The sequence below is a fragment of the Mucilaginibacter ximonensis genome (assembly GCF_042686265.1).
Classification (GTDB): domain Bacteria; phylum Bacteroidota; class Bacteroidia; order Sphingobacteriales; family Sphingobacteriaceae; genus Mucilaginibacter; species Mucilaginibacter ximonensis.
In genome coordinates this window covers 1,618,999-1,644,019 of record NZ_JBHUPD010000001.1, presented here as the reverse complement: position 1 = coordinate 1,644,019, position 25,021 = coordinate 1,618,999, and the positions used below count along the sequence as shown (strand labels likewise).

23 protein-coding genes and 1 tRNA gene are annotated in these 25,021 nt (G+C 40.4%); 11 read left to right on the top strand and 13 right to left on the bottom strand.

Features of this window, described 5'->3' with window-relative positions; genetic code table 11:
- Positions 1 to 7 precede the first annotated feature (7 nt).
- A complete protein-coding gene (locus tag ACFS5N_RS07455; protein ID WP_377183789.1) occupies positions 8 to 2,194 on the bottom strand; it encodes a peptidase domain-containing ABC transporter in 2,187 nt (728 codons plus the stop codon).
- A 200-nt stretch (positions 2,195 to 2,394) separates the two neighbouring features.
- Between ACFS5N_RS07455 and ACFS5N_RS07450 the strand changes: the two genes are divergently transcribed.
- The 4 genes from ACFS5N_RS07450 to ACFS5N_RS07435 all read left to right on the top strand — a co-directional run bounded on the left by ACFS5N_RS07450 (position 2,395) and on the right by ACFS5N_RS07435 (position 7,167).
- The gene (locus ACFS5N_RS07450) at positions 2,395 to 3,771 is read left to right on the top strand and encodes a hypothetical protein (protein ID WP_377183787.1); all 1,377 of its coding nucleotides are present in this window, start codon (positions 2,395 to 2,397) and stop codon (positions 3,769 to 3,771) included.
- A 21-nt stretch (positions 3,772 to 3,792) separates the two neighbouring features.
- Positions 3,793 to 5,436: a vitamin K epoxide reductase family protein gene (locus tag ACFS5N_RS07445; RefSeq protein WP_377183785.1), complete on the top strand. Its 1,644-nt coding sequence runs from the start codon at positions 3,793 to 3,795 to the stop codon at positions 5,434 to 5,436.
- Between the two features lie 100 nt (positions 5,437 to 5,536).
- Positions 5,537 to 5,830 carry a hypothetical protein gene (locus ACFS5N_RS07440; RefSeq protein WP_377183783.1) on the top strand — a complete coding sequence of 98 codons (294 nt, stop codon included), beginning with the start codon at positions 5,537 to 5,539 and terminating at the stop codon, positions 5,828 to 5,830.
- Positions 5,831 to 6,042: 212 nt separating this feature from the next.
- The gene (locus tag ACFS5N_RS07435) at positions 6,043 to 7,167 is read left to right on the top strand and encodes a carboxypeptidase-like regulatory domain-containing protein (RefSeq protein ID WP_377183781.1); all 1,125 of its coding nucleotides are present in this window, start codon (positions 6,043 to 6,045) and stop codon (positions 7,165 to 7,167) included.
- Here the strand turns inward: ACFS5N_RS07435 and ACFS5N_RS07430 are convergent.
- Both ACFS5N_RS07430 and ACFS5N_RS07425 read right to left on the bottom strand, forming a co-directional pair.
- Positions 7,164 to 8,120, bottom strand: a complete 957-nt coding sequence (locus ACFS5N_RS07430; protein WP_377183779.1) for a hypothetical protein — start codon at positions 8,118 to 8,120, stop codon at positions 7,164 to 7,166. The genes ACFS5N_RS07435 and ACFS5N_RS07430 overlap by 4 nt on opposite strands.
- A 7-nt stretch (positions 8,121 to 8,127) precedes the next feature.
- On the bottom strand, positions 8,128 to 9,096 hold the full coding sequence (locus ACFS5N_RS07425; protein WP_377183777.1) for a carboxypeptidase-like regulatory domain-containing protein: 969 nt from the start codon (positions 9,094 to 9,096) through the stop codon (positions 8,128 to 8,130).
- A 192-nt stretch (positions 9,097 to 9,288) separates the two neighbouring features.
- Between ACFS5N_RS07425 and ACFS5N_RS07420 the strand changes: the two genes are divergently transcribed.
- Entirely contained in the window at positions 9,289 to 9,423 is a 135-nt protein-coding gene (locus tag ACFS5N_RS07420; protein ID WP_377183775.1) for a hypothetical protein, read from the top strand.
- A 26-nt stretch (positions 9,424 to 9,449) separates the two neighbouring features.
- The gene (locus tag ACFS5N_RS07415; RefSeq protein ID WP_377183773.1) at positions 9,450 to 9,680 is read left to right on the top strand and encodes a hypothetical protein; all 231 of its coding nucleotides are present in this window, start codon (positions 9,450 to 9,452) and stop codon (positions 9,678 to 9,680) included.
- 757 nt (positions 9,681 to 10,437) lie between these two features.
- Here ACFS5N_RS07415 and ACFS5N_RS07410 read toward each other — a convergent pair.
- From ACFS5N_RS07410 to ACFS5N_RS07385, 6 genes are all read right to left on the bottom strand, one after another.
- Positions 10,438 to 10,522 (bottom strand) — tRNA-Ser (locus ACFS5N_RS07410).
- 107 nt (positions 10,523 to 10,629) lie between these two features.
- The gene (locus tag ACFS5N_RS07405; RefSeq protein WP_377183771.1) at positions 10,630 to 11,601 is read right to left on the bottom strand and encodes a YihY/virulence factor BrkB family protein; all 972 of its coding nucleotides are present in this window, start codon (positions 11,599 to 11,601) and stop codon (positions 10,630 to 10,632) included.
- Between the two features lie 11 nt (positions 11,602 to 11,612).
- Positions 11,613 to 12,020: an acyl-CoA thioesterase gene (locus tag ACFS5N_RS07400; protein ID WP_377183769.1), complete on the bottom strand. Its 408-nt coding sequence runs from the start codon at positions 12,018 to 12,020 to the stop codon at positions 11,613 to 11,615.
- Positions 12,020 to 13,075, bottom strand: coding sequence for an endolytic transglycosylase MltG (mltG, locus tag ACFS5N_RS07395; RefSeq protein ID WP_377183767.1), 1,056 nt, complete (start codon positions 13,073 to 13,075; stop codon positions 12,020 to 12,022). The genes ACFS5N_RS07400 and mltG overlap by 1 nt, the downstream gene beginning before the upstream one ends.
- Positions 13,076 to 13,090: 15 nt before the next feature.
- Positions 13,091 to 13,393: a rhodanese-like domain-containing protein gene (locus tag ACFS5N_RS07390; protein ID WP_377183765.1), complete on the bottom strand. Its 303-nt coding sequence runs from the start codon at positions 13,391 to 13,393 to the stop codon at positions 13,091 to 13,093.
- Positions 13,393 to 14,163, bottom strand: a complete 771-nt coding sequence (locus ACFS5N_RS07385) for a PASTA domain-containing protein (RefSeq protein WP_377183763.1) — start codon at positions 14,161 to 14,163, stop codon at positions 13,393 to 13,395. The genes ACFS5N_RS07390 and ACFS5N_RS07385 overlap by 1 nt, the downstream gene beginning before the upstream one ends.
- A 132-nt stretch (positions 14,164 to 14,295) precedes the next feature.
- On the opposite strand from ACFS5N_RS07385, the gene ACFS5N_RS07380 reads away from it, so the two are divergent.
- Complete coding sequence (locus tag ACFS5N_RS07380) at positions 14,296 to 15,273, top strand: D-alanine--D-alanine ligase (RefSeq protein ID WP_377183761.1); 978 nt, start codon at positions 14,296 to 14,298, stop codon at positions 15,271 to 15,273.
- 75 nt (positions 15,274 to 15,348) lie between these two features.
- Here the strand turns inward: ACFS5N_RS07380 and ACFS5N_RS07375 are convergent, their stop codons facing one another.
- The 4 genes from ACFS5N_RS07375 to ACFS5N_RS07360 form a co-directional block, all read right to left on the bottom strand.
- Positions 15,349 to 16,485 (bottom strand): acyltransferase family protein, encoded by a 1,137-nt coding sequence (locus ACFS5N_RS07375; RefSeq protein ID WP_377183759.1) that lies wholly within the window; start codon positions 16,483 to 16,485, stop codon positions 15,349 to 15,351.
- 4 nt (positions 16,486 to 16,489) lie between these two features.
- Positions 16,490 to 16,930: a GNAT family N-acetyltransferase gene (locus ACFS5N_RS07370; protein WP_377183757.1), complete on the bottom strand. Its 441-nt coding sequence runs from the start codon at positions 16,928 to 16,930 to the stop codon at positions 16,490 to 16,492.
- A complete protein-coding gene (locus ACFS5N_RS07365; protein WP_377183755.1) occupies positions 16,930 to 20,298 on the bottom strand; it encodes a non-ribosomal peptide synthetase in 3,369 nt (1,122 codons plus the stop codon). The genes ACFS5N_RS07370 and ACFS5N_RS07365 overlap by 1 nt, the downstream gene beginning before the upstream one ends.
- A 126-nt stretch (positions 20,299 to 20,424) precedes the next feature.
- Entirely contained in the window at positions 20,425 to 20,853 is a 429-nt protein-coding gene (locus ACFS5N_RS07360; protein WP_377183753.1) for an acyl-CoA thioesterase, read from the bottom strand.
- Positions 20,854 to 20,995: 142 nt separating this feature from the next.
- Here ACFS5N_RS07360 and ACFS5N_RS07355 point away from each other — a divergent pair, with 142 nt between their 5' ends.
- From ACFS5N_RS07355 to ACFS5N_RS07340, 4 genes are all read left to right on the top strand, one after another.
- A complete protein-coding gene (locus ACFS5N_RS07355) occupies positions 20,996 to 21,784 on the top strand; it encodes a hypothetical protein (RefSeq protein WP_377183751.1) in 789 nt (262 codons plus the stop codon).
- 94 nt (positions 21,785 to 21,878) lie between these two features.
- Positions 21,879 to 22,157 (top strand): 30S ribosomal protein S15, encoded by a 279-nt coding sequence (rpsO, locus tag ACFS5N_RS07350; protein WP_377183749.1) that lies wholly within the window; start codon positions 21,879 to 21,881, stop codon positions 22,155 to 22,157.
- Positions 22,158 to 22,283: 126 nt separating this feature from the next.
- A complete protein-coding gene (gene pnp, locus ACFS5N_RS07345) occupies positions 22,284 to 24,416 on the top strand; it encodes a polyribonucleotide nucleotidyltransferase (protein ID WP_377183747.1) in 2,133 nt (710 codons plus the stop codon).
- Positions 24,417 to 24,648: 232 nt separating this feature from the next.
- The gene (locus ACFS5N_RS07340; RefSeq protein WP_377183745.1) at positions 24,649 to 24,924 is read left to right on the top strand and encodes a hypothetical protein; all 276 of its coding nucleotides are present in this window, start codon (positions 24,649 to 24,651) and stop codon (positions 24,922 to 24,924) included.
- The last annotated feature ends 97 nt before the right edge of the window (positions 24,925 to 25,021 follow it).

Here is a 25,021-nt window from a genome sequence, read left to right as displayed (position 1 = left end):
TGCTAATTTAATTTCCAAGTTCTAATTGATTCTTCACCAATTCATAGTATCTGCCTTTAAGTGCAGTCAACTCTTTATGTGTGCCTTCTTCAGCTATTTTACCCTGATGCAGCACCACTATCTTATCTGCATTTTTTACAGTACTTAAACGGTGAGCCACTACCACGACCGTTCTGCCTGTGAAAAAATCATTTAGATGTTCTACAATTTCTTTTTCATTATTGGCATCAAGCGCATTTGTTGCTTCGTCAAAGAAAAGATATTCGGGTTCTTTATACACTGCCCTCGCAATAAGCAAGCGTTGTTTTTGACCTTGGCTTACGCCGACACCGCCTCCTCCCAATAAAGTGTTGAATCCGTTCGGCAGGTTTTCGATAAACGTTAAAATATTGGCCATCCGACAGCTTTGAAGCAGCCTGTCTTTATCAATTTCTTCAAATCCTACCGCAATGTTTTTGGCTATAGTGTCATTAAAGATGAATCCATCTTGTAATACAGAACCGCATTGTCTTCGCCAAAAGGATGCGCTTAGATTCTTAAAATTGCTACCGCCAACTTTGATCTCGCCGTCATATTGATCATATATTTTCAAAAGCAATTTTAACAGCGTTGTTTTACCACTACCACTTACACCGACTATTGCGGTAACTTTTCCTTGCGGTATAATAAGATTGATATCCTCTATAACTGGTTCATTGCCTGCGCCTGGATAAGTAAATGATAATTTATCGAAGATGATATCTTTATTTTCCGGCAAATGAGCAATCAGGTTTTTGTCGGCAGGTTCTTCGTCCTCAAGGCCATGAACCTCATTTAAACGTTCCATGCTGATCTTGGCATCCTGTATAACTTGTGACAGTCCTATGAACTGACTTACAGGTCCGCTCAACGATCCAATGATATATTGAACTGCCAGCATGGCGCCAAAGGTCAGTTGGCCTGTTACCACCATCTGTGCGACCATGAAACTTATAAAAATGTCTTTGGCTTGGTTAATAAAAAGGCCACCGATCGTTTGTATCTGGCCATAGTCCATGCTTTTGTAGCCTAGCTTAAATACATTTACCTGGATGTTTTCCCATTCCCACCGTTTAAGCTGTTCTGCGTTGTTTAATCGTATTTCCTGCATTCCCTGCACCAGCTCGATCGTTGCACTGTTCGCTTTTGATGACAGTTCAAAACTTTGATAATTAAGTTTTCTCCGAATTCCCATAAAAAGCTGTACCCAGCCGAAATACGCGAAATTGCCTATCGCAAATGCAATAAAAAGTTGGATATTAAAAGTGATAAGTATGGTAGCATAAACTATAAAGTTGAAAAATGAAAAAAGTGTTGACATGGTTTGCCCTGTCAAAAAAGATTGTATCTGCCGGTTATCACCTATTCGCTGCATAGTATCCCCGGGTTGATGTGTCTCGAAATATGACACGGGAAGCCGGGTTAGCTTGATTAAGAAATCGGAGAGAATGGATATGTTTGTAACATTTGATATGTTTAATTGGAGTCGGCTTCTGATAAATCCAATAACGGTGCTGCTTAATGTCAAAGTCAATTGGGCAATCAATACAATGGTGATGAATTGGAGATTGTGGGTATTAATGCCGACATCAACCATGCTTTTAGTCAAAAATGGTAGTATGAGCTGCATCATCGAGGTGACTATTAAGGAAACGAATACCAGAAAGAACTGCTTCTTGCTCAATTTCAGATATTGAGCAACAACACTCCATCTGAGTTTATGCTCTTTTTCTCCTTCCTCTTCATAAAAAGCGGCTGTAGGCTCTAATAGCAATACCGTTCCGACCTCACCAAATTCTTCATCCCTGTTAGATATCCAATATCGAAGAAATTCTTTTTTAGTATACGTGATCATGCCACGGCCGGGATCTGCGATGATGGCTTTTCTTTTTGTTAAATCGACCAAAACCACAAAATGATTCTTGTTCCAGTGTAGGACTGCCGGTACCGGGGCAACTAATAACTTGTCGAAATTAATTTGGGCGCTTCTTGTCCTGAAGCCTATTTGTTCAGCAGTTTCACTAATGCCAAGCATGGAAACTCCACCACGGTTAAAGCCGGCTCTTGAACGTAATGTGCTCGCATTATAATGTTTACCATAATGTTTAGCAATCATCCGCAGACAAGTGGGCCCACAATCCATTGCATTTAGCTGCTTGTAAAAAGAGAAGCGCATGATAAGGTTTTTATCAGGTTAAGGGTATATGTAAAGTAACCAAAAATTATATATAAAAAACAAGTTATTTTATAAATACTTGATATTCATTTGTTTTTACAAATCCAAATATTAATTTTACTTACTATATAACCAATAACCTTAACGCATTCCTAAAGTGAGCCCCAAAGCTTAGGTATGAGTTATTAGCTTACCTAAAGATGAAAAATAAGTCGGGCAGCGTGCCGTCGTCGACTGTTATTGACGATTTTGGAATTGCAACCTATGTCATAAATCTTAAAAAACGAACTGATCGTAAAGAACATGTTGTTGGACAATTTGCCGGGCGGGATGAATTTCGGCTTCAAATTGTCGAAGCATTTGAGCATTCGTTCGGTGCGTTAGGGTTGTGGACTACAATCCGACACATTTTAATAGACCTAGTTCCTTCGAACGCGGAATACATAATTATATGTGAGGACGACATCGAGTTTACGGAGCATTACTCAAGACAACACTTAATTGATGCTATCCATCATGCTCAAAAACTTGATGCTGACGTTTTATTGGGTGGTGTAAGTTGGGTGGACGATGCAGTCCAAGTTTCGCAATATGTATTTTGGACCAACAACTTTACAGGATTGCAATTCACAATAATTTTTAGAAAATTCATTGATGTACTCAAAAATGTCAGACTCGTTGGTTACCGGGCCGCTGACTTTCAAATTGCACGGCTATCAAACCATGTCTTTCTGAGACATCCCTTTTTGGCTATCCAGAGAGATTTCGGATACTCAGACGCGACGGCAAACAATAATGAAGAGGGAAAGGTCGGTTCTTACTTCGTTCATTCTAATCGAAATCTTCTGGATATTATCAGGGTAAAAGATCTTTATAACAGTCTTCCAAAGGACAACGCCGAGTGCTTAGATCAGGCTGCTTATAATACTATCACCATTCCTACTTATGTAATTAACCTTCCTGAACGAACTGAGCGACTGGCACATATTAAGGCTGAATTTGCTGACAAACCAGAATTTGATGTACAGATTATAACCGCCTGCAAACATGAGATTGGGGCTTTAGGACTATGGATGAGTATTCGAAAAGTAATCGAAATCGCAACTGCCAACGGCGATGATGTAATCGTGATTTGCGAAGACGATCATCAATTTACTAGGGACTATTCTAAGCAATTCTTAATTAGGAATATTATCGAAGCAAATGAAGATGGCGCTTTTTTATTATCTGGCGGCTCCGGTAAGTTCAATAACGTTATACCGATCACTAAAAACCGGTATTGGGTCAGGCATTTGCTGTCAACTCAGTTCATGGTGATTTACAAAGACTTTTTTCAGTATATCCTGGATGAGCCTTTTGATGAAAAAATGGTGGCTGACCTGGCTTACTCTCGAATGACTCCGCATAAAATGTTGCTTTATCCTTTTATATCAACGCAGAAAGATTTCGGATACTCGGATATCACAAGTGTTCATAACGATCAAAAAGATCTAGTTACTAAAATGTTTGTGCGCAGTGACTTAAAACTTAAACGTATACAAGAGGCCTATTTAAAATATAATCACAAAATATTATAGCTCACCAAATAAATATAAATCATGAGAAAGTTAATCACCAGATTGCTTGAACCCAAAGACAACGCTCCTGAGGCTGCTTACCTTTTAACAGACTTGTTGGGTGCTAAAATTTCTTGGTCTACATTAGAGAAAAGTATTAAAGATCATCCTAATTATCCAACTTTTTTAAGCATAAGCGATGTACTTAATAACCATGGGATTGAAAATCTAACGGCGCGCTTTGACAAAGAAAAGCTGCCTGAAATACCAACCCCTTTTATAACGCAGTTTAACGGCGAAAATCAGGTAAACCAATTCACGGTAGTTAAAGAGATAAATGATAAACAAGCACAGTATTATGACCCGGAAAACCAAAGGTGGAGTATTATCGCCTTACATGAGTTTACTAAAAAATCGTCGGGAAATGTTTTAATGGCTGAAATTGAAGAACCTGTAAAAGAAAAAGACTATGAGAAGAGATTAGCCGAAGAAAAACGAGTAAGGCTTTCCCAAATCTTAATGATTACTGCCCTTCCTCTATTGCTTATTGCTTCTGCCATTTCTTCCTTTTTTATTGATGGCACGCGTGCGATATTACCATCACTTTATGCAATGCTAACCCTGTGTGGCGTTGCCATTACAGTATTATTGCTCTGGTATGAGGTAGACCAAAGCAATATCGTCTTACAGGATATTTGCATGGGTAACAAAAAAGTGAATTGTAGCGCTATCTTGCAATCAAAAGATGCCAAAATACTTGGCATAAGTTGGAGCACTGTAGGCTTTGTTTACTTTGCGGGCAGCCTTGCCCTGTTTTTACTTTCAGGCTTAAGTAATGTCGCCATGTTGAACATTTTGTCGTGGTTAACGCTGGCTGCAACCCCATATGTGCTTTATTCAGTGTTTTACCAATGGCAGGTAGCTAAACAGTGGTGCGTGCTTTGCTTGTCTGTACAACTCGTATTGGTATTGCAGTGCACAGTAACCTTTTTCGGAGGGTGGCACGACTTCTCCATATTACAAGGTGCTAATTTTGCTGATCTGGCCATAAAAACTGTTTCCGCATTTGTGGTGCCATTCATTATAATTACACTCCTGATACCAGCCTTGAGCAAAGCTAAAAAAAGCGAACAGTTGACCCACGAAATTCAAAGGCTAAAACATAGCCCTGAAATTTTCATTGCATTGCTCGAAAAGCAAAAACCTATTGAATACAGCACTGCGGGCTTGGGGATAACAATTGGTAACCCAAATGGGAAATTTAAAATAGTAAAGGTGTGCAATCCCTACTGCGGTCCGTGTGCTCGGGCCCATACACCAATTGAAGATTTGCTGAATAACAACACCGAGCTGCAGGTGCAAATTATTTTTACGGCATCAAATGATGAAAAGGATATCAAATCGCAGCCGGTAAAGCATCTCTTGGCTATAGATCAGAAACAGGAGACAGGCCTAATAAAACAGGCACTAGAAGATTGGTATCATGCTGAGAAGAAAGATTACAAAGCTTTTTCAGAAAAATACCCAATGAATGGAGAGCTAAAAAAGCAGGGTGACAAAATTAAAGCGATGCACGAATGGTGTCAGAAAACAGAGATAAGATTCACACCCACTTTTTTTGTTAACGGTTACCAGCTACCATCCAATTACTCGGTTCATGACCTCAAATATTTTTTATCGACTTAAGGAAAAATATAATCTACGTTATATAAAGACATAATCCAAGTTGTGCTAGCCTATGAGGATTATATAATCAACAATTTTTTAAACCTTTAATCATTGAAAAATGAAAAAATTAAGACTGAAAGCGTTAAGCTTAGGCGCGAGAGAAATTTTAAGCAGAGAGCAATTGAAAGCCGTGACTGGTGGCAGCGATTGCAACAGTGCATTAGACTGTCCCATTGACTATTTTTGCCAAAGTGGCACATGCGTGTATTCAGGTCCACCTAGCGGGAGTAATGGTTCTACCGCCAGCGGCGATCATGGTGACTGCAGCGGCGATACTAATGACTGCTTCTGCGATAATATTGACTATGGCTGCTTGACTTACGATCAATGTAATATGGCTTGCTATCAATAATGAATTAAGGTCTGTTACTTTAACAGACCTTAATTTATTTGAACACTGGAATTTTTTTCCCTAAAGACATCAAAATTTTCGAGTGTGGAATTTGCCTACAAAAGTTCGTGAAGAGGAAACAACGACAACCGTTAAAATTTCGCTCTATTTGCAAGTTCAATTATATGAAACATTGAATAATTCAACGTCGGAATTAAATCGAATTCATCAAAATGCATAAAATATCCATCGTATTGCTGCGAAATTGCCTTCTCATCATATTACTGACCACTAACATAGATTTGCTTGCTCAAAGTCGCTACAAACTGTCAGGAACAGTTAACGATGAACATGGTAAGCCACTAAACGGCGCAACAGTATTTTTAAGTGGTTCTAAAACAGCGACAATCTCTAATGAATTTGGAAAGTTTGAATTTCCAGATATCAGTGCAGGCACATTTCAATTAATCGTGAAAATGCTCGGATATTCACCTTATCAGCAAAGTATTATTATAAGTGATAAACCACTTGATATTCAATTATCATTGTCTCCGCAGTCAATAAAACTTAAAGAAGTTACCATCGGAAAAAGAGCAGCATGGCAAAAAGAATATGCAATCTTTAAGGAACAATTTCTGGGGGACTCCACCGCGAATGAATGTGTTATATTAAACCCGGAGGTCATAAATTTTAGTACAAAAAAGACGCTTTGGAATCGGATTATTTTAAATGCAGATGCCGATGAATTCTTAGAAATAGAGAACAAGCGACTAGGTTATCGGATAAAATACTTACTTAAAACATTTACATATAATGGCTTTACAAAAATTACAAGCTATGATGGCAATACGGTGTTTGAAGAAATGAATGGAACAGAAGAAGAAAAAAAGCTGTGGAATATCAATCGTTTGAGCGCCTATAAGGGATCGTTCATGCATTTTTTGAGATCGGTCTACATGGGTAGTACTTTGGCTGAAGGGTTTATTACTCGCCAATTATACGTACCCAAAAATGCTCCCGGTAATTTTAGCTCTTACATTGCGCCAATCAAATTTGATACAATTCTCACAAGGATCGATTCATCACTTATCAGTATGAAATTTACGTCCTTGTATGTAGTCTATGACCCGAAAGCGGTAGCAGATATGAATTCATCTATGTTAAAAGGTATAAACAGTATGCAAAAAATTAGTAACCTCTCAGATACAGGTTCAATTTTAAGCCTGTATTTGGACAGGGCCATCATAGATCAAAAAGGTAGTTTTGCAGATTATCGAACTTTTCTGATACGTGGTTTCTGGGGCCGTAAACGAGTGGGCGATCAATTACCGTACGAATATCAACCACCCTCCTTTTAATAGGACACTGTTGCTTTTATAGCGAGATCGGTTCCGAAGGGGCTAAAGGTTGTAAAGGGGAACCAATCGTGGTTAGTACTAAGCACCCATATATTAAGTTTTTTACCGGTCACAGGTGATATGCCTATAGCTGGCTTATAACTCATCAACTTATCTCGTGTACTCGTATTGGGAGCAAGGATAACAGTATAGTGAGCATTGTAATAATCGCGCATCCATTCAATAGCAACAAAAAAACTCTTATGGGGAATAATTATGTTGTAGCTTTTTAATTTTATCCGAGCCCTTTCGGATGATTTTATATTTACTTCAATAACGCGGTCACATAAATCTCTTCCAGGTTTGCCGGTTGCGGCGTCAATATCGTATACTCGCACTTTAAATTTGGTAAATTCAATCTGTTGGTATTTTTGATGCTTTTCATCAGAGATTGCCATTCCATATCTGGTATCTAAATTAAAAGACAATCGTTCTATTTGTAGCGCGTCTAATCTTGTATTTATTTTATCGGTATAAAATTCTTGAGCAATTTGCAGGTAGTTAAAACTACCAGCACCATCATGGAGTCCTGCAAAGTGTACAACATCTTCATCTCTAAAGTCATTTAACAGCGTATCCTTGACAAATTTCCGTTCGGTTCTGTTTTCCTCAAAATTCGATCTGTTTAATCTAATGGTGTCTAATGCGCTCAATGCTGCTAAAGGCATTTTAATATCATCATAATTTTGTGCACTGAAAATAACACTATCGGTCATAGTTTTTAATTCTCCAGGAATTACAAAAATACCATCTTTTTCAGTAGTGATAGATAGTTTTGCCTTCAAAATGGATACCGAAGTAACCACCGGTTTATTCGTGATTTTATCAACTAAATGAAATTTATTGAGCTTCCCTGTTTGAGCGATTGCATTTAAGGAGATAATACAATAAATAAAAATGAAAAAGTTCTTCATGTAGCACTTAATAAAGTATAGTGACGGACAAAGTCATTGTATCATTATTTGCTGCAATGGAACGCGAGAGCCAAGAACTATATTGATCCTTTTTATACCAAAACATTATCGGATGATTCTGTGGATACGTTGCTAGAAACGGTTGGTATTCGACATAATATAAGGGTGTATCTTCCAGGACTTGATCCCCTTTTTTATCAGTCCCAGCTACCTTTTTGCTAGCCTCTATACTAACCACTTCATTGTATGGAATAAACAAATGCTCGATAGCAATAAAAAACCTAGTTGAAGGCAGAACGATTTTATCTTTACTAAGGTCAATCGAAACGATATGGGAGTTGTCTTGTAAATTAACGTCTTTAGTGAAAATTGTTTTTCCCGGAGCTCCAGTTATCGTATCAACATTCATAATATGGAGTTTAAACCGCGCAAACTTGTTTGTAGTTATAAAATGATCACCATAATCCCTTCTGCCAAATTGAACGCTTTTTAGTGTTGCATCTTTCGTTGGTATATTAAATAGCTTCGCTTCCAATGTATTACTGATAGCCATAACACCCGTCGCTTTCGTTTCAAACGGATTAATGTTAGGCACCAAAAATTTGTCTATTGTCATTTGCTTTAGTTTGCCAGCTTTAACATTCACCTGGTTAAGCAATGTATTGGTGGGTTGCATCTTTATGTAAGAATCTGACGTGTACATTTTGACTGGCAACTTATATGTTTCATATCCTATTGATGTGAAAATTAGTTCATCCTCAGGTAAAACCCCGTCTACTATTATTTTGAAATAGCCCTGGTCATTAGATAGTACTATGATATGCTTTTTCAATAGGGTTACCGTCACGGCAGGTATAGGTAAGTCAGTGGTTTTATCTAGGACTTGGCCTTCAAAAATAGTCTGCGAATTTGCAGGCTGAACTCCTACAATCATCAAACAAAGAAGAAAAAACAAACTATACAAATTTATTTTCACGAGATAATGATTTAGGGTCGATCTATCAAATATACTATTTTTTGCATTTATTGAAAGTTAGTAGTTAATTTATAAAACTAGCCTTAACCAACAATGCTGCAAATAAATGCCTCGATTGCAAGTCACAACCACAAGATATGGTGTACCTTCAGAACCCAACATTTATACAATCGTAACGCTGAATGCGTGCTGATGGAATTAGGTGCCGGTTTTGAGCCTGCCTCAGAGAAATGGCTAACGGCAAAAAATGGCAATACAGCTTTTGAAGATATTCGCCTGTTCTGTTACAGAGAAATTACTGGCGTTCTACAACTATTTACCTCTTAAAGAGAACGGTGGCTGGCTGACTCAATATGCAACAGGCTTCGGGGGAAGTTGATATAGAAGCTGGGGTTATCAGAAATCAAACTTCTTTGCACGGACTTGCCCGACGATGGGAAGAAAAAAATTGGTCGCCCTACGTGTATAATGATGAATTGTTCATGGTGACTGATTTTGATCCTTTTTTAAGGGTTATAAAAATGAGCTACAAGAATGATGCGATTGTTGCTGGAGAAATATCTCTCGACAGAAAATACGACTAGATGGAAATACGGAGAATTACGCGGAGGAACTCCATTGTTGGCAGAACCAGGCGCTACTGATAACTGGCTTTACGGGTTTATCCATTCGTTCTTACCCGGTGATCAAGGCTCTACGCTTTTATTACTATACTATTGTAAGATATGATCATTTGACCAAGCAGATCGAATACCATCCTGATCCATTACCCTATATTGATGAAGAATATGAAATGCTTTGGAAGTTAAGCAACCGGCGTGATTTCAAAGCTATACAGAGTATTTTTCGTGGGAGCGTATAAAGAATCTTTTTAACAATAAAAAAACTCCAGCCCTATTTAATTTTTAGAAATAAATCCATTTTTGTAAATGATTAAGACAGCGGAATCAAAGCAACTTGCGTTATCACTATATAGTTTGATACTAGTAAATCAGCAGTTGCGCCGAGGTGGCCTCATGTTACGCGCCAGCCTCACTGTAAGAGCAAACCGCGACTGCCGTTTGCATAAATAATCCACTTATTCACCACTTCAGTTAAAAGTGAAACAAAATTAGGTTTGCGATCAAGGATAATCAAGATGTTCAGTTGATTAACTGTTTGATTATCAAGTATGTATATGTATATATCAATTCCGGTGCGTAAGGCAACAACTAAAGGTAACGCACCGAAATACGCACATTTTTATTGTGATTTGGTGCATAAATTGGGTAATTAGCACCAAAAAAAAGCCTGCAAACATTTGATTTGCAGGCTTTTGGCTGTTTTTGACAGGGTTATTTGCGGAGAGTTAGGGATTCGAACCCCAGGACCTGTTACAGTCAACAGTTTTCAAGACTGCCGCAATCGACCACTCTGCCAACTCTCCGGGGACAAAAGTACAAATCCGGCCGGAATTGGCAAATCGGAATTTCATTTTTTTTAACAATTCTTTACAACGAAGGTAAGTGTTTGAAAACTAGGCTGGTTATTTTTCTAATTTATCAATTTTTCCGTCTTAAATGAGTTGAATTTTGGTTTTACCACCTTAATATTGCGTTTGGAAAGGTCAATACTGGCATTTAATTCAAAGCCGATCAGCAAAATTGCTGAGTTTAAATACAGCCATAACATAACTACGATAACCGTTCCTATGGAGCCATAAATTTTGTTATACGAGGCGAAATGATTGATGTAGTACGTAAATCCCAACGATGTCAGGATTGCAAGTCCTGTAGCCAGTATTGAGCCCGGGCTCAAAAACGGCCACTTCAGTTTGTGTGAAGGCCCGTACCTGTACAGCAGCGATATGGTGAAAAAGAAAATGGTAATAATGATTACCCATCGTGATAACGCCAGAATGTAGATCCATAAGTGGCTTTTGCTGGCAATATGTGCCTGCAGGTAGCCAATAACACTTTCGCCGGCTATCATGACAGCTATAGCAATAATCAACGCAATGGTTATTACAACGGTAAGCAGCATGGCTATAACACGCCGCTTTAACCAGGTACGTTTCTCTAATTGTAATGATGAGTTATTGAATGCCCGCATAAGGTTGCTCACGCCGTTGGTAGCAAAGTATAAAGCGGTAAGGAAACCCAGGGATAACAGGCCGGCGTTTCGATGCTTAATGATATCTTCAATAGTTGTCTCAAAAGCCAGGTAGGCGTAAGTTGGGAGTATGGTGTGAATAAGCTCTAAAAGCTTTTCCTGAAACTTGTCGCCCGGAATGTAGGCTATTAACGTAAATAAAAATAGCGTCCCGGGAAAGAGGGCCAGGAGGAAATTGTAGGCTAATGCAGATGCTTTGCTTAACAATGAATCTTCCAGAATTTCATTCAGCAGCGATACTACTACTGCATAGATAGAAAGGTTGCCGAAACCAGGCAGCACAACCGATCGCGCCCACTTAATAACTGAGCGATAAGGGTGAATGCGTAAAAATAGTCGGTGCAACCATCTCATCAGGGGCTAATTTACTCAAAAAATGGCTTTAATTTCTCCAGGAAATCAGCCGACGGCAAGCATGGGCGACCGGTAGCCATGTTTACAAACACCAATAGGGTTTCGCCCTGGTGAATCAGTTCGTCTTTTTCATTAAATAACTCGTATCTGAAATGGATCTTTACGCCCGGCATTTTATCCATGATCACTTTTACCGTGATCTCTTCATCGTAACGTGCCGGCTTAAGGTATTTGCATTTCATTTCAAGCACCGGCATCATGATGCCCGACTCTTCCATGCCGCGATAGGTAAGGCCCAGGCTACGCAGCATTTCAACGCGGCCCACCTCATAAAACTCGGCATAGTTGCCGTAGTACATATAACCCATCTGGTCGGTTTCGCCGTAACGAACCCTGATCTTAGTCGAGTTCTCGAACATTATTTCATGATGTGGTGTTCGGTAAGCGCCTTACGGAATTTGGCCGCATTGATATTATGTTCTGCCTGCGTTTTGGCAAAGTTATGGCGGTTCGAAAAGTCTTCTTTAGCTACCATGTACAGGTAGTCGTTCTTTTGATAGTTCAATACGGCTTTAACCGCTGCTACCGATGGCATCATTACAGGGCCGGGGGGCAAGCTTGTATGCACATAAGTGTTATAAGGAGACATCACAGACAGGTATTTATTTAATACACGGTGGATGGTAAAATCATGCATTGCGAAAATAATCGTTGGGTCTGATTCAAGCTTCATGCCTTTGCGCAATCTGTTTAGATATAGCCCGGCAATGGTTGGCATTTCATCGTCATAAACAGCCTCGGCGTCAACTATTGAAGCTAAGATTGACACCTGCGGAATCGTCAGATTGATGGCGGCAGCCTGTTGCTTACGCTCATCCGTCCAAAAGTTCTGGTAATGGTTATACATGCGATGGTAAAATTTATCGGCCGATAAATTCCAGTCGAGTTTGTACGAATCAGGCATGATCATCACAAAAGCATTGTTGGTATCCAAACCAAATTGCTGCACATAGTTGGCCGAGTCGAGGTAGCGCAGCAAGGTCAATGAATCAACCTCCATTTTTTTACTTACAAAGCCCGCAAATTGTTCTTTGGTTCTGAATACATGAAATGACAAGTCGACCGGATCTTGTTCGCCCAACTGTAACATCCGTATAAATTTGCGGTTGCTCATGCCGTCGGTTAGTTTGTACCGGCCCGGTTTAACATGGCCTACATATTTCATCTGGTGCGCCGCCCATGAAAATGTAGCTGTGTCACGCACAATTTTTTCGTCGCGGATGGTTTTATAAACGTCGTCAAAAGTTGAGCCGGTGTGAATGTATAAGTACTCCTGGTTAGCTGTAACCTGCGGACCGAAATAGCGCAGATAATAAAACACCGCAGTGCCGCCTAAACCTAATATAATTAAAACTATCAGGGTGATAATGAACTTGCTGAATGTACCGCCTGATGATGCCTTTTTTGTAGCCATTGTTATGTGTAATATTTATGCCTGTAGTTTTTGCAATGCTAACAGCCCGCCGGTTAAGTTTATTGTGTTGGTAAAGCCGTTTTGTATTAAAATTGTTTGCGCGGTTTGGCTGCGCAAGCCGGCTTTGCATATAACAATAATTTCGTCGGTTTTGTTATGATGCACAAGGCTAAGTTTTTCAGTTAATTTAGATAGCGGGATGTTTTTGCCGCCTATATTATAGGTATGATATTCAATTTCTTCACGCACATCCAACAGGTTAAGCGGCTCGCCGCTTTGTAACCTGCTTTTAAAACTTGGTGCATCAATTTGCCGCATTACTTTTTAGCCTGACTAACGGTTAAATTAATTTTGGTGCCAATACTGATCTTCGATGCCGAATCAGTTTTCATCGGAAACTGGCTTACTACCACCACATTGCTTGAGTCGGTTATAGCACCCTCATAGGTGATGGTACCTATGCCCAGGTTAGCATTTTTTAAAATGAAACGTACCGCGTCTAAATCCTGATTAACCAAATCAGGGATATCCACTTCGCTGGCGCCTATGCCGTTACCCAAAACCAAATCAATGCGCGAGCCTTTCGGTATGCGCTGGCCGCTTCTCAGTGTTTGTCCACCCATTTTGGCTTCTAAAACTACGTTAAGCGCTATATCTGCCTTGTAAGTGGTATCGCCAACTTTCAAGCCTGCGTTTTGCAGGGTGGCCACGGCTTGTATGTATGGCATTTGGTCAATGTCAGGTAATGCCGTAGGCGGTGTCTTTAGCGTCACCATGGTAAGGTATATCTTACGGTTTTCTTTTACATTAGTCCCTGGGTCAGGGTCTTGCTCAACAACAGTGCCCGGCGCGGTATCACCTACATAAACCGAGTCAACCTGGTAATCAAATCCCTGGTCTTTCAATATGTCGATAGCTTTTTCAATAGGTAAACCTTTTAATTTGGGTACCGGTATGCCCGATCCATGATTAGTATAAAAATCAAGACTGAAAAAAGCAATCAAAACAACAGCTATAACAGAGGCAATGGCCATTAAAAGCGTATTTCGGAAAGATTTAGTTTTTATGTAAGACCCAAATTTACTCATCAGCGTTTTGGTAGATATTATACTTAATTATGCTTCAAACATAAGGATAATTTCGGATTTATATTGACTGAAAAACTAATGTGTTTATTGTGTATGCGCCCTGAAAAAATATTTATCTTTGGCCGTATGACCATGAAAAACATAGCACTTTTGGCCGGCGGTTTCACCGGCGAGTACGAAGTATCTTTGAATAGCGCACGCAACATTGCCGATAATTTAGATAAAACCCAATACAACGTTTATACTATTTTAATAAACCGCGACCGCTGGTTTTATGAGCGGGGCAGCCAGCGTTTTGACATTGATAAAAACGATTTTAGTCTGACTATCGATGCGGAAAAGATTAAATTTGACTTTGCTTTCATTACCATACATGGCACGCCGGGCGAAGACGGCAAAATGCAGGGCTACCTGGACATTATTGGGGTACCATACAACACCTGCGACGTTACTACATCGGCCATTACCATGAATAAGGCTTATACCAAAAACATAGTGCATGGCATTCATGGTTTAAATACGGCCAAGTCTATCCGTCTGTTTAAAAAGGATGGCCATGATATAGGCACTATCACGGCTAATTTAAAGTTCCCGCTTTTTATTAAGCCCAATAATGGCGGTAGTAGTGTGGGTATGAGTAAGGTTTATACGGCAGGCGAATTGCCCGGAGCTATTGAAAAAGCCTTTCATGAAGACAATGAGATATTGATTGAAGAATTTATAAAAGGCCGTGAGTTTAGCATTGGTATTGCGCGCCTGCATGGTAAGGTTACCGTTTTACCGGCTACAGAGATTATCAGCAAAAAAGATTTTTTTGATTATGAGGCGAAATATACCGCCGGGGCGTCAGAAGAAATTACACCTTCCGATTTGCCACAGACCAAGTACAACCAAATAGCTGAAATAGTTACCGAGGTTTACCTGCGATTAAATTGTCGCGGTATGGCCCGGGTAGATTTTATTTTACTTGACGATACGCAGGAGTTTTATTTTATTGAAATCAACACTACGCCAGGCCAATCATCAGCCAGCTTAATACCGCAGCAGGTAAGGGCAGCGGGTATGAAATTGTCTGACTTTTATGCTGAGCTGATAGAGAGTAATTTGTAAAAAATAAGAAAGCCGGGGTGTCACCCTGAGGCTCTCGAAGGGTGACACCTCTTTTTTTTAATACAAAAAGAATAGCTATTGCAACTCCGCCTGCTGCACAAACTCATAATGCTGCCTTGGCTTTTTAAAGGTAAACAGCCACCATGCATTTATTTTGAGGCAGATATTATAAACCAATATCGGGATAAATACCCCCAGGAACCATACCGCCATAAACAGGGCTGGTACATATGTTATGTGAAGGGCATTTACCAAAATAGCACGCACGGCATTCATGGTGATAATTTGCATAATATAAATAAACAAAGAGTGGTAACCCACAATGCGCAAAAATTTAAACCACCGGTATTTTTGCAGCAGGAATGAAAAGCTGATGGATACCGCGCAGCCAATCAATGATTCAACCATATACAACCATGGCATTTTGTGCTGCACAAAATTAATACCGTCGTCGCCGCCATTTAGGTTGTATTGGCAGCACAGGTATTGAACAAGCAAAAACACTGCAAATAGTGGGAAAAATATCTTCCATGATGTGAGCCGTTTAACATACTCCGGGTCGAAGAACAATTTCAATATATTATCGCCCAGGGCAAAGAAAAAGTAATACTCCAATACATCGGTCAGCATGCCCATGTTGATATTGTTAACCGTTATATACCCTGCAATAATAAAAAACACCGCGCCTATAGCCAGCTGCAGGTATGAGTTTATTTTAGCTTTTGCTTTGAGCAATGAATAAATAGCGCCGATAAAAAACAGCGCATTAAGGTACCAGAGCGGCCCAAGCTCTCGCGGCGAGATAAATAATTTAACGAAAGTTTGTACCGCCTCGTGCACATCGCGCGATTTAACGAACGATAGTGCTATGCCTACAGTACCCCAAATTAGTAATGGGTATAAAATGTTATTGCTGCGGTTAATCAGGTAGGCGCCCAACCCGCGTTTACGTAAGCTGTTTGATAGCAGCGTGCCAGATACAATAAAGAACAACGGCATTCTGAAACCCCATAAAAAAGTGCCGATGTAATTGATAAGTGGAAAAGCTGATGTGTTTAAGCCATGATCTGTAAGCGTAAAGTAGCTGTGGCCATAAGCAACCAGTATAATGCTGATACCCTTGTCATAATCTAACCAAATAAAACGTTTTTCCTGCAGGATAAATTTGGAGTTAAAAATATCCCAGTTTTTTTTTGCGGCTTTAGATATCATTTTTTTAAATAATCTGCTTAAACATAAAAACAAACTGCTCGGCGTTGACATAGCCTGTTTTATTATAGAATTTGTAGGCCGGCATATACTTATTTGTCATCAAAACCAATAGTTCCAATCCGTTTTCCCGGCTATATTCTGCGCACTGGTTCATCAGTAGTTTGCCGTAGCCCTGACGCTGTTTTTCGGGGGATATAAAAAACTCATCAATAAAGAGCTGCTTGTTGGTCCACCACGTTTTTTTATGCGCGCAAACTGCGCCGATAACATCGTTTTCGTCCTTCAGGATAAAACCTGCAAAGTGCGGGTTGGCCAAATATTCATTCAGGTATAGTCTGGCCGTTTCGGTCGTCCATTGGGCGTTCCAGGGCGCACTGTTATATGATTTTATAAATGCAGGCAGGCAATCGTCGATGTTGTCGCGGGTAATAGGCAGTATACACATTAAAAGGGATAATTTATAGGTTTAGTATTTTTAAAAGCCATCTTGTCTAACTGGTGTTGCAGCGCTTTTGCAAGCGTATTTACGTGAGGGTGTTCCAGCATTGAAAGGTGATCACCGGGTACATCAACAACTTCTACACCTTTTTTTGCGAAGCGTTTCCAGCCATAAGTTACGGTATCATTAGGGTAGTGTACTGAAATTTGTGCTTTAAACAGAATAACTTTAGCATCAAAGTCGGTTAACTTATAGTTGCGAAACGCAATAGCATGTTGCTTGCGTATCTGTGAAATTTGCGCATAAAAAGTTCCCGTACGCTTTTCTGTTAAGTTACCGGTTAATTTAAACAGGCCTTTTTTATCTGCAAGTTTTGCTTTGACAAAAGCGGGAAAACGCAGCGTGTTGCGAATGATTTTTTTGAATATAATTTTGTACCACAATTTTTTTTCCATGCGCTCGCTGTCCGTGTCAAACATAATTAGGGTGTCGGCTTCCTTACCCATGTCCTTCAATAGCTTCTGGATCTCAACCGCTACATAGCCACCAAACGAATAGCCGGCCAGATAATAGGGGCCCTCGGGATTATGCTGTAAAATTTCGCTCAGATAGTCTTTGGCAATATCCTGCATATTATCCATAGGTTGGTCAATGCCATTTAAACCGCGGGCTTGTAATCCCCAAACTGGCTGGTCGTGGTCTATTAACGAAACCAGTGGGCTAAACTTCAATACATTGAGGCCCTCTCCATGTATAATATAAAGCGGCGGTCTGGTGCCTGTAGTTTTCATAGGCACCAGGCAGGTATAAGGCTTATCTTCTACACGTTTGCTGTCAATAAATTTAGCAAGCGATCTGATATCCGGATACTCAAACAGTATAGCCAATTGTAAATTGTGGCCGGTTTCATTTTTGAAGATAGACAGTATCTGTGCTGCGATGAGTGAATGCCCGCCAATTTCAAAAAAATTATCTTCGACACTCAATTCGCTCAATCCCATACAGTCCTGCCAGATAGATTTTAAAATTTTTTCGGTCCCGGTAGCGGCAGATACCGATTTTTTAGCCTGCGTCACTTCTTCGGCCTCCGGCAAGTTTTTACGGTCTATTTTGCCGTTTGATGTCAGTGGCAGTTCATCAAGCGTAATCCATATTGACGGAACCATGTAATTCGGCAGCCTGCTTTTTAAATGTGCATTCAGGCTGTTTTTATCCGGCTTGCCTTTAAACACCACGTAGGCTACCAGCTGTTTTTTCCCTTTAGCATCGTCTTTGGCTAAAACCACAGCATGGTTTACTAATTCGCAGCTGTTAAGTACGCTCTCAATTTCCCCCAGTTCAACCCGGAAGCCGGAGATTTTTACCTGATTATCCGCACGCCCCATAAACTCCATATTCATGTCAGGCCCCATGCGGCCCAGGTCGCCCGTACGGTACATCATGCCGCCGAGCTCATTATTGAACGGATCGGGAATAAAAGACGCATCTGTTTTTTCCTGATCGGCGGCATAACCGCGGGCCACACCTGCGCCACCTATATACAAATTGCCAACCACACCCATGGGCACCGGCTGTAGTTGACTGTTTAATATGTAGTAAAAGTTGTTGTCAATCGGTTTTCCGTAGGGGATACTTCTCCAATTTTTTAATGTTTCTTTAACCTCGAAATAGTTTGACCAGACAGTACCTTCGGTAGCTCCGCCTAAACTCACCACCCTTGTTTGCGGCATGAATTTTTTGATGCGTTCAGGCAGATCAACCGCGATCCAGTCGCCGCTCATAAATAAAGTTTTAAGGCTGTTACACCTATACTCTGGTTCGGTGAGTTCAAGGTTGCGTATCAGGTAGTCGATTGTGGTAGGTACCGAGTCCCAAAAAGTGATTTTATAGTTATTAAGCATTTTTTGGAGCTGCTTAACATCCTGTATTTCCTGTTGCTCTGCTATCACAATACAACCGCCCGCGGCCAGCATCCCGAAAATATCATAAACCGAAAGGTCAAAACACATCGAGGTAATGAACAGCAAGGTGTCGTTACTGCCTACATGAAATGTCTTGTTAACCCACAAACACAGGTTTACTGCCGAATGATGTTCAATCATAACCCCTTTTGGCCGGCCGGTTGATCCTGATGTATAAATGGTATAGGCCAGTTGCCGACTATTAATAGCTACGTCGGGATTAGTAGTTGGATAACCGGTCAGTTCATCGGCATCAATAACATAATATTGCTCTGGGCCCAATAGCGATTTAATAGGATAGTGCTTATCTGCTATAATCATTTTGACAGATGATTGCCGGTAAATGTATTCCTGACGATCAATCGGGTAATCGGGGTCAATAGGTACATAGGCCCCTCCGGCTTTTAAAATGCCCAGCATCCCCACAATCATATCAAAGTCGCGGGCCGTCATTAAGCTAATGTTATCGCCGGGTAAAACGCCTTCGTTTATCAGATAATGCGCCAGTTGATTTGCCTGTTTGTTCAAATCGGCATAAGTGATATTTTTTTGATGTTTGCGCAGTGCGATTTGGTTAGGTAATGCTGCTGCTTGTTCCTCAAAAAAACTAAACAAGGTGCGCGCTTTGGGGTAGGGCACAATGGTATTGTTAAAATCAATTATCGTGGCCTGCCATTCTTCGTCGGTTAATAGCTGATAGGCAGCGATATGTTTGCCGGGGTCTGTAGTTACCGCCTGTAACAGGTTGATATAATGCTGTTGAAAAGCATGGGCAAAATCGTTGCTTAATAAAACGCTGTTGTAAACCAGGGTTGCTTTAAGCCCATTGGGTGTAGCACTTAAAAATAAACCGATATGGAAATTTTTGAATGGCAATAAAGCTGTTTCAATGACAGTTTTATCAATAACCTCAACGCACTCCTGGTATGATATAAAAGTTTGTAATACCTCGGAGCCGGTTTCTATGCCTTTTAAAAAGCCATCCAATTGCTCATAGGTAAGTAAACCGCGGTTTACCCAATGCGGGGTTTGCCGTAGTTGCAGCAATGATGCAAACGTGGTGTGGTTATCAAAATGGCTATAGTCTGCCAGATAACCGGTAGTGTTGCCCTGATTTTGGTTTGTACAAAGATGGGTTATCAATGTAGCTTCCTGCCCGGTATAACGATATAGTAATGTCTGAAATGACTGCGACAAAACAGCCATTCTGGGTAAATCAAACTTTTTTGCAAGCGCATCAATCGCAGTTAACAGATCGCCATTTATATTAAAGTTGTTGTAACCAGGAGCAACGGCACGGGACTCTGTATGGTTGGCGGCCGCAATTTTCAGGGTAGAAATAGATCGGAAATTATCTTTTAAAACTGCAAAGTCTTTGAGTGTTTCTTGGCTAATAAGGAAAAGTTCAGGCATGTAATAAGGTCGTAGTATCTTGAATGCGACCTGAAATTAGCTGTAAATTTTTTTTGTTTTATGATAATTTTGTAACAAAATCGTTAGATTTCGTTACCGGTACAACTTTTAGCTATTAAGCAACGTTTAGGCGTTTTCTTTTTTGAAAGATGCGTAATGAGCAATTACCTGCCCCGGTATCTTACATGATTTTCCATCCGCTAGCGTAATCATTACGAAGTCAAACCATCCGTCGCAACACACTTTGTTGGTAGCTTTATTTTTAATGTTGAATTTAACCCTGCAATTTTTCTCATCTATGTTTTCAATACTGGTTGTTATTACAAAATAATCGCCTAATAAAAGCGGGCGCTTGTAATCAATAAAAACAGCGCGTACCAACCACCCATAACCGTTTTGTAAGAAATGTTCCATTGACATACCGTAACAGCGCTCCATCTGGTCGTAACGGGCGGCCAGCACATAGTCCAGATATTTGCTGTTATGTACGTGACGAAACATATCTATGTCGTCAGGACGAACACGGTATTCGGTTTCAAAGGTGGCGTAGTTCATAAATCAAAAATAAATAGTTATAATTCAAAAACCGCGGATACATCAAATCTCATTTGTGTAGGAAGCTATCGAAATATTTTGATGGGTTGATAATGATAATTGAATTGTATCGATATATTTGAGCTAAACCTTAATCCGCAAAATGATTAGAAAACTTAAACTTGCCATTATTTTAATGGTCGGTACCGCTGCCGCAAACGCCCAAACCTACACCGCCAAAGATCTGGCGGGACGTTGGGAGTTTACCCGCAACAAAAAAGCCAACATTTTATTCAGCAGCGACAGCACCGGCGCCTGGTTACAACAGGATGGTTTTATATTTAACCGGTTTAAATATACTTGCGGTATCCAAAAACCTGGTGACAGATACATGGAATTTAAATTTACCATTGAACCTAAACGCACGCATCCTAAATACGTGAGTGGTTATATCAAACTTTTGAATGACAGTACTGCTTTAATCAGAATTGGGTGGCCAATAGGCAAAGGGGCAGATACCACCTATCAGCATGGTGCTGTTTTGAGGAAGATAAAACAGCCATCATGGAACGATGCTCCGCGGTTGCCAACTTATAAGGACCTGCTGGGCAATTGGCGCACTTATTTTAAAAAGCAGGTAATGACCACCGGTGTCAGATTTATCGACTCGGTACATGCTGTTTTTACTTATACCGATAGGGAACAGGCCATGAGTTATCACATCAATTTTACCCAACAACCTACGCCGATAGATTTTGCTGCCGGCTCGCAGGTAATGCATGGGTATCTGGTTTTTCAGTCATATAATTATGTCAGGTTGGAATTATTCCCGCCGGATAAGGATCGTCCCGATCATTTTACGGTGTTTGGTCATAACACTATATTACAGCGTCAAAAACAAGGGGTAGAAAGTGAGTCAAAAGATATTGCAGCACCGGTTGCAAACCAATAAATCTTTTGAATATTAACTTTTTACTTTTGAATTAAAACATTACCTTTGCCCCACAATTAACAAAAATATTTAACGCTTTAATATTATTCAAGTAATGTATTTAAGTACTGAAGCGAAAAAAGAAATTTTCGCAAAACACGGCAAAGGGCCTGAAGATACAGGATCTGCTGAAGGACAAGTAGCTTTATTCACCACTCGTATTGCTCACTTAACCGGGCATTTGAAAAAAAACAAACACGATTATTCTACGCAGTTATCACTGCAGAAATTAGTAGGTAAACGTCGTGCGTTATTAGCTTACCTGTACAAAAAAGATATTGAAAGATACCGTGCTATCATCAAAGCATTGCAGCTGAGAGATATCATCAAGTAATCAAAACTTATTTTTTTAAAAAAGCCGTCTCATTGTGGATGGCTTTTTTAATTTTACGCAACAATTTACACACCATAAAAACCGATGTGCTCCCCAAGATGAAAAGCACATCACAACAAAAACAAAATGAGTTTAAATGTAATTAAAAAAGTGATTGATCTGGGCGATGGACGCACCATCGAGATCGAGACCGGAAAACTGGCCAAACAAGCTGATGGATCAGTAGTAGTTAAAATGGGCGACACCATGTTGCTGGCTACTGTAGTTTCATCGCCTGAGGCTAAAGAGGGCGTTGATTTTTTACCGCTTTCTGTTGACTATCAGGAGAAATACGCTGCAACAGGCCGTATCCCGGGTGGTTTTCTGCGCCGTGAGGCCCGTTTGTCAGACTATGAGGTATTGATCTCTCGTTTAGTTGACCGCGCTTTACGTCCGCTGTTCCCTGATGATTACCATGCCGATACGCAGGTAATGATCAGCTTAATATCTGCCGATAAAGACATCATGCCTGATGCTTTAGCCGGTTTGGCGGCATCTGCTGCTTTAGCAGTTTCTGATATTCCCTTCAATGGACCTATCTCAGAAGTTCGCGTAGCTAAAATTGATGGTAAGCTGGTTATCAACCCAACATTGAGCCAGTTAGCTAACGCAACATTAGAATTTATTGTTGCAGGTAGCGAGCACGATATCAACATGGTTGAAGGCGAGTCAAAAGAGATTCAGGAAGAAGAACTGGTTGAGGCCATCAAGTTTGCACACGAGGCTATCAAAGTACAATGCTTTATTCAAAAAGAATTGACTATTGAGGCCGGTAAAACACAAAAACGTACTTATAGCCATGAGCACAGCAATGATGAGCTTGAAAAAGCTATCTATGCTGCTACTTACGATAAAGTTTATGCTATTGCCGCCGAAGCTTCTGCCAAAGAAGAACGCGCTGCAAAATTCAAAGCGGTACGCGATGAGTATATTGAAACTTTAGGCGAGATTGATGATATCACCAAATCATTGGCTAAAAAATATTACCATGATGTAGAGTATGACGCTATCCGTAACCTGGTATTGGACGAAGGTAAACGTTTGGACGGTCGTACTACTACCCAGATTCGCCCGATATGGAGCGAGGTGGGTTACCTGCCTGCTGCTCACGGTTCGGCTATCTTTACCCGTGGCGAAACCCAATCATTAACCACCGTTACTTTAGGCGCTAAAGACGACGAGCAAATGATTGACGGCGCGTTTATTAATGGATATCAAAAATTCTTGTTGCACTATAACTTCCCTGGTTTTTCAACCGGCGAGGTTCGTCCAAACCGTGGTGCCGGTCGCCGCGAAATTGGCCACGGTAACCTGGCCATGCGTTCGTTAAAACAAGTATTACCACCAAGTGATGAAAATCCATACACTATTCGTATAGTTTCTGATATTTTAGAATCAAACGGTTCATCGTCAATGGCTACGGTTTGCGCCGGTACATTGGCTTTGATGGATGCCGGTGTTAAAATCACTAACCCGGTATCAGGTATCGCAATGGGCCTCATCACTAATGAAATGGGTACCAAATACGCTATTCTTTCTGATATCTTAGGCGATGAAGATCACCTGGGTGATATGGACTTTAAAGTAACCGGTACTAAAAACGGTATCGTTGCGGTACAAATGGACCTGAAAATCAATGGCCTTTCATACGAAGTATTAACCAACGCTTTGAATCAGGCTAAAGATGGCCGTCTGCACATTCTTGGCGAAATGGCTAAAACCATCAGCGCGCCGCGCGAGGATTACAAACCGCACGCTCCGCGTATCATCACCATCAAAATTGATAAAGAATTTATTGGTGCGGTTATTGGCCCGGGTGGTAAAATTATCCAGGAAATGCAACGCGAAACCGGTGCAACCATCTCTATCGAGGAAGTTGACAACCAGGGTATTGTTCAGATCTTTGCCGATAACAAAGAGTCTATTGACGCTGCTGTACGCCGTATCAAAGCCATTGCTTCAAAACCTGAGGTAGGCGAGATTTACGAAGGTAAAGTGAAATCAATTATGCCTTTCGGCGCATTTGTTGAAATTATGCCGGGTAAAGACGGTTTGCTGCATATTTCAGAGATTGATCACAAACGTTTTGAAACCATGGACGGCATTTTTAACGTAGGGGACGAAGTGCGTGTTAAATTGCTGGATGTTGACAAGCAAGGTAAATTAAAACTTTCTCGCAAAGTGTTATTACCTAAGCCTGAAAAACCTGAAGCTAAATAACACCCCACCAACCTCCCCGAAGGGGAGGCTTTAAAAATAATTAACTCTTTAAGCCCTTCCGTCAGCTGACGGAGAGGTTGGGAGGGGTAAAAGCCTTGGAAACAAGGCTTTTACCTTTTAACAGAGAAATTGTTTTAATTATTTTCATTTTTTTAAAACAAAAAGTTGTCTATTCAACTTAATAATTTTTATAGTAATGCATAAAAGCTGATAGTCGATCCGCAACTTGACGATGAATTCTACGCCTACCAACCCCTTAGATTTCCTCAATAGCGGCAATAATTCTGGTAAACCGGCAGGCCCGAATGCTGACCTGGTGCAACAGTTATTGTACGAAATTATAAGGGTGAAAGAACTTATTGCCTATTACGACTCCATCCCCAACGGAGGCGGCCAACTTGGCTCGTCTATACTTACCGAACTGGTGACCGAGGCTTACAACTCGCTTGTAAACTATGACCTCGTGCTTATGAAGAAATATTTCGATTTATTGCAGAACTGCGATTAGCTGGTTTTGCCAGTCATTAGCTTCGCGTCATTTGGTCATTCAGTCATTAATATTTCCTTTAGACATCCCGTCGTTTTTCGCTGCGCTTTAAATGGCA

Coding starts and splice junctions, on each gene's coding strand:
- ACFS5N_RS07445 (WP_377183785.1), top strand. CDS start 3,793: ATGAGAAAGTTAATCACCAGATTGCTTGAACCCAAAGACAACGCTCCT.
- ACFS5N_RS07390 (WP_377183765.1), bottom strand. CDS start 13,393: ATGCGGCAAATTGATGCACCAAGTTTTAAAAGCAGGTTACAAAGCGGC.
- ACFS5N_RS07450 (WP_377183787.1), top strand. CDS start 2,395: ATGAAAAATAAGTCGGGCAGCGTGCCGTCGTCGACTGTTATTGACGAT.
- ACFS5N_RS07340 (WP_377183745.1), top strand. CDS start 24,649: ATGAATTCTACGCCTACCAACCCCTTAGATTTCCTCAATAGCGGCAAT.
- ACFS5N_RS07355 (WP_377183751.1), top strand. CDS start 20,996: ATGATTAGAAAACTTAAACTTGCCATTATTTTAATGGTCGGTACCGCT.
- rpsO (WP_377183749.1), top strand. CDS start 21,879: ATGTATTTAAGTACTGAAGCGAAAAAAGAAATTTTCGCAAAACACGGC.
- ACFS5N_RS07380 (WP_377183761.1), top strand. CDS start 14,296: ATGAAAAACATAGCACTTTTGGCCGGCGGTTTCACCGGCGAGTACGAA.
- mltG (WP_377183767.1), bottom strand. CDS start 13,075: ATGGCTACAAAAAAGGCATCATCAGGCGGTACATTCAGCAAGTTCATT.
- ACFS5N_RS07375 (WP_377183759.1), bottom strand. CDS start 16,485: ATGATATCTAAAGCCGCAAAAAAAAACTGGGATATTTTTAACTCCAAA.
- ACFS5N_RS07440 (WP_377183783.1), top strand. CDS start 5,537: ATGAAAAAATTAAGACTGAAAGCGTTAAGCTTAGGCGCGAGAGAAATT.
- ACFS5N_RS07370 (WP_377183757.1), bottom strand. CDS start 16,930: ATGTGTATACTGCCTATTACCCGCGACAACATCGACGATTGCCTGCCT.
- ACFS5N_RS07455 (WP_377183789.1), bottom strand. CDS start 2,194: ATGCGCTTCTCTTTTTACAAGCAGCTAAATGCAATGGATTGTGGGCCC.
- ACFS5N_RS07400 (WP_377183769.1), bottom strand. CDS start 12,020: ATGTTCGAGAACTCGACTAAGATCAGGGTTCGTTACGGCGAAACCGAC.
- ACFS5N_RS07420 (WP_377183775.1), top strand. CDS start 9,289: ATGGAATTAGGTGCCGGTTTTGAGCCTGCCTCAGAGAAATGGCTAACG.
- ACFS5N_RS07435 (WP_377183781.1), top strand. CDS start 6,043: ATGCATAAAATATCCATCGTATTGCTGCGAAATTGCCTTCTCATCATA.
- pnp (WP_377183747.1), top strand. CDS start 22,284: ATGAGTTTAAATGTAATTAAAAAAGTGATTGATCTGGGCGATGGACGC.
- ACFS5N_RS07415 (WP_377183773.1), top strand. CDS start 9,450: ATGCAACAGGCTTCGGGGGAAGTTGATATAGAAGCTGGGGTTATCAGA.
- ACFS5N_RS07365 (WP_377183755.1), bottom strand. CDS start 20,298: ATGCCTGAACTTTTCCTTATTAGCCAAGAAACACTCAAAGACTTTGCA.
- ACFS5N_RS07405 (WP_377183771.1), bottom strand. CDS start 11,601: ATGAGATGGTTGCACCGACTATTTTTACGCATTCACCCTTATCGCTCA.
- ACFS5N_RS07385 (WP_377183763.1), bottom strand. CDS start 14,163: ATGAGTAAATTTGGGTCTTACATAAAAACTAAATCTTTCCGAAATACG.
- ACFS5N_RS07430 (WP_377183779.1), bottom strand. CDS start 8,120: ATGAAGAACTTTTTCATTTTTATTTATTGTATTATCTCCTTAAATGCA.
- ACFS5N_RS07360 (WP_377183753.1), bottom strand. CDS start 20,853: ATGAACTACGCCACCTTTGAAACCGAATACCGTGTTCGTCCTGACGAC.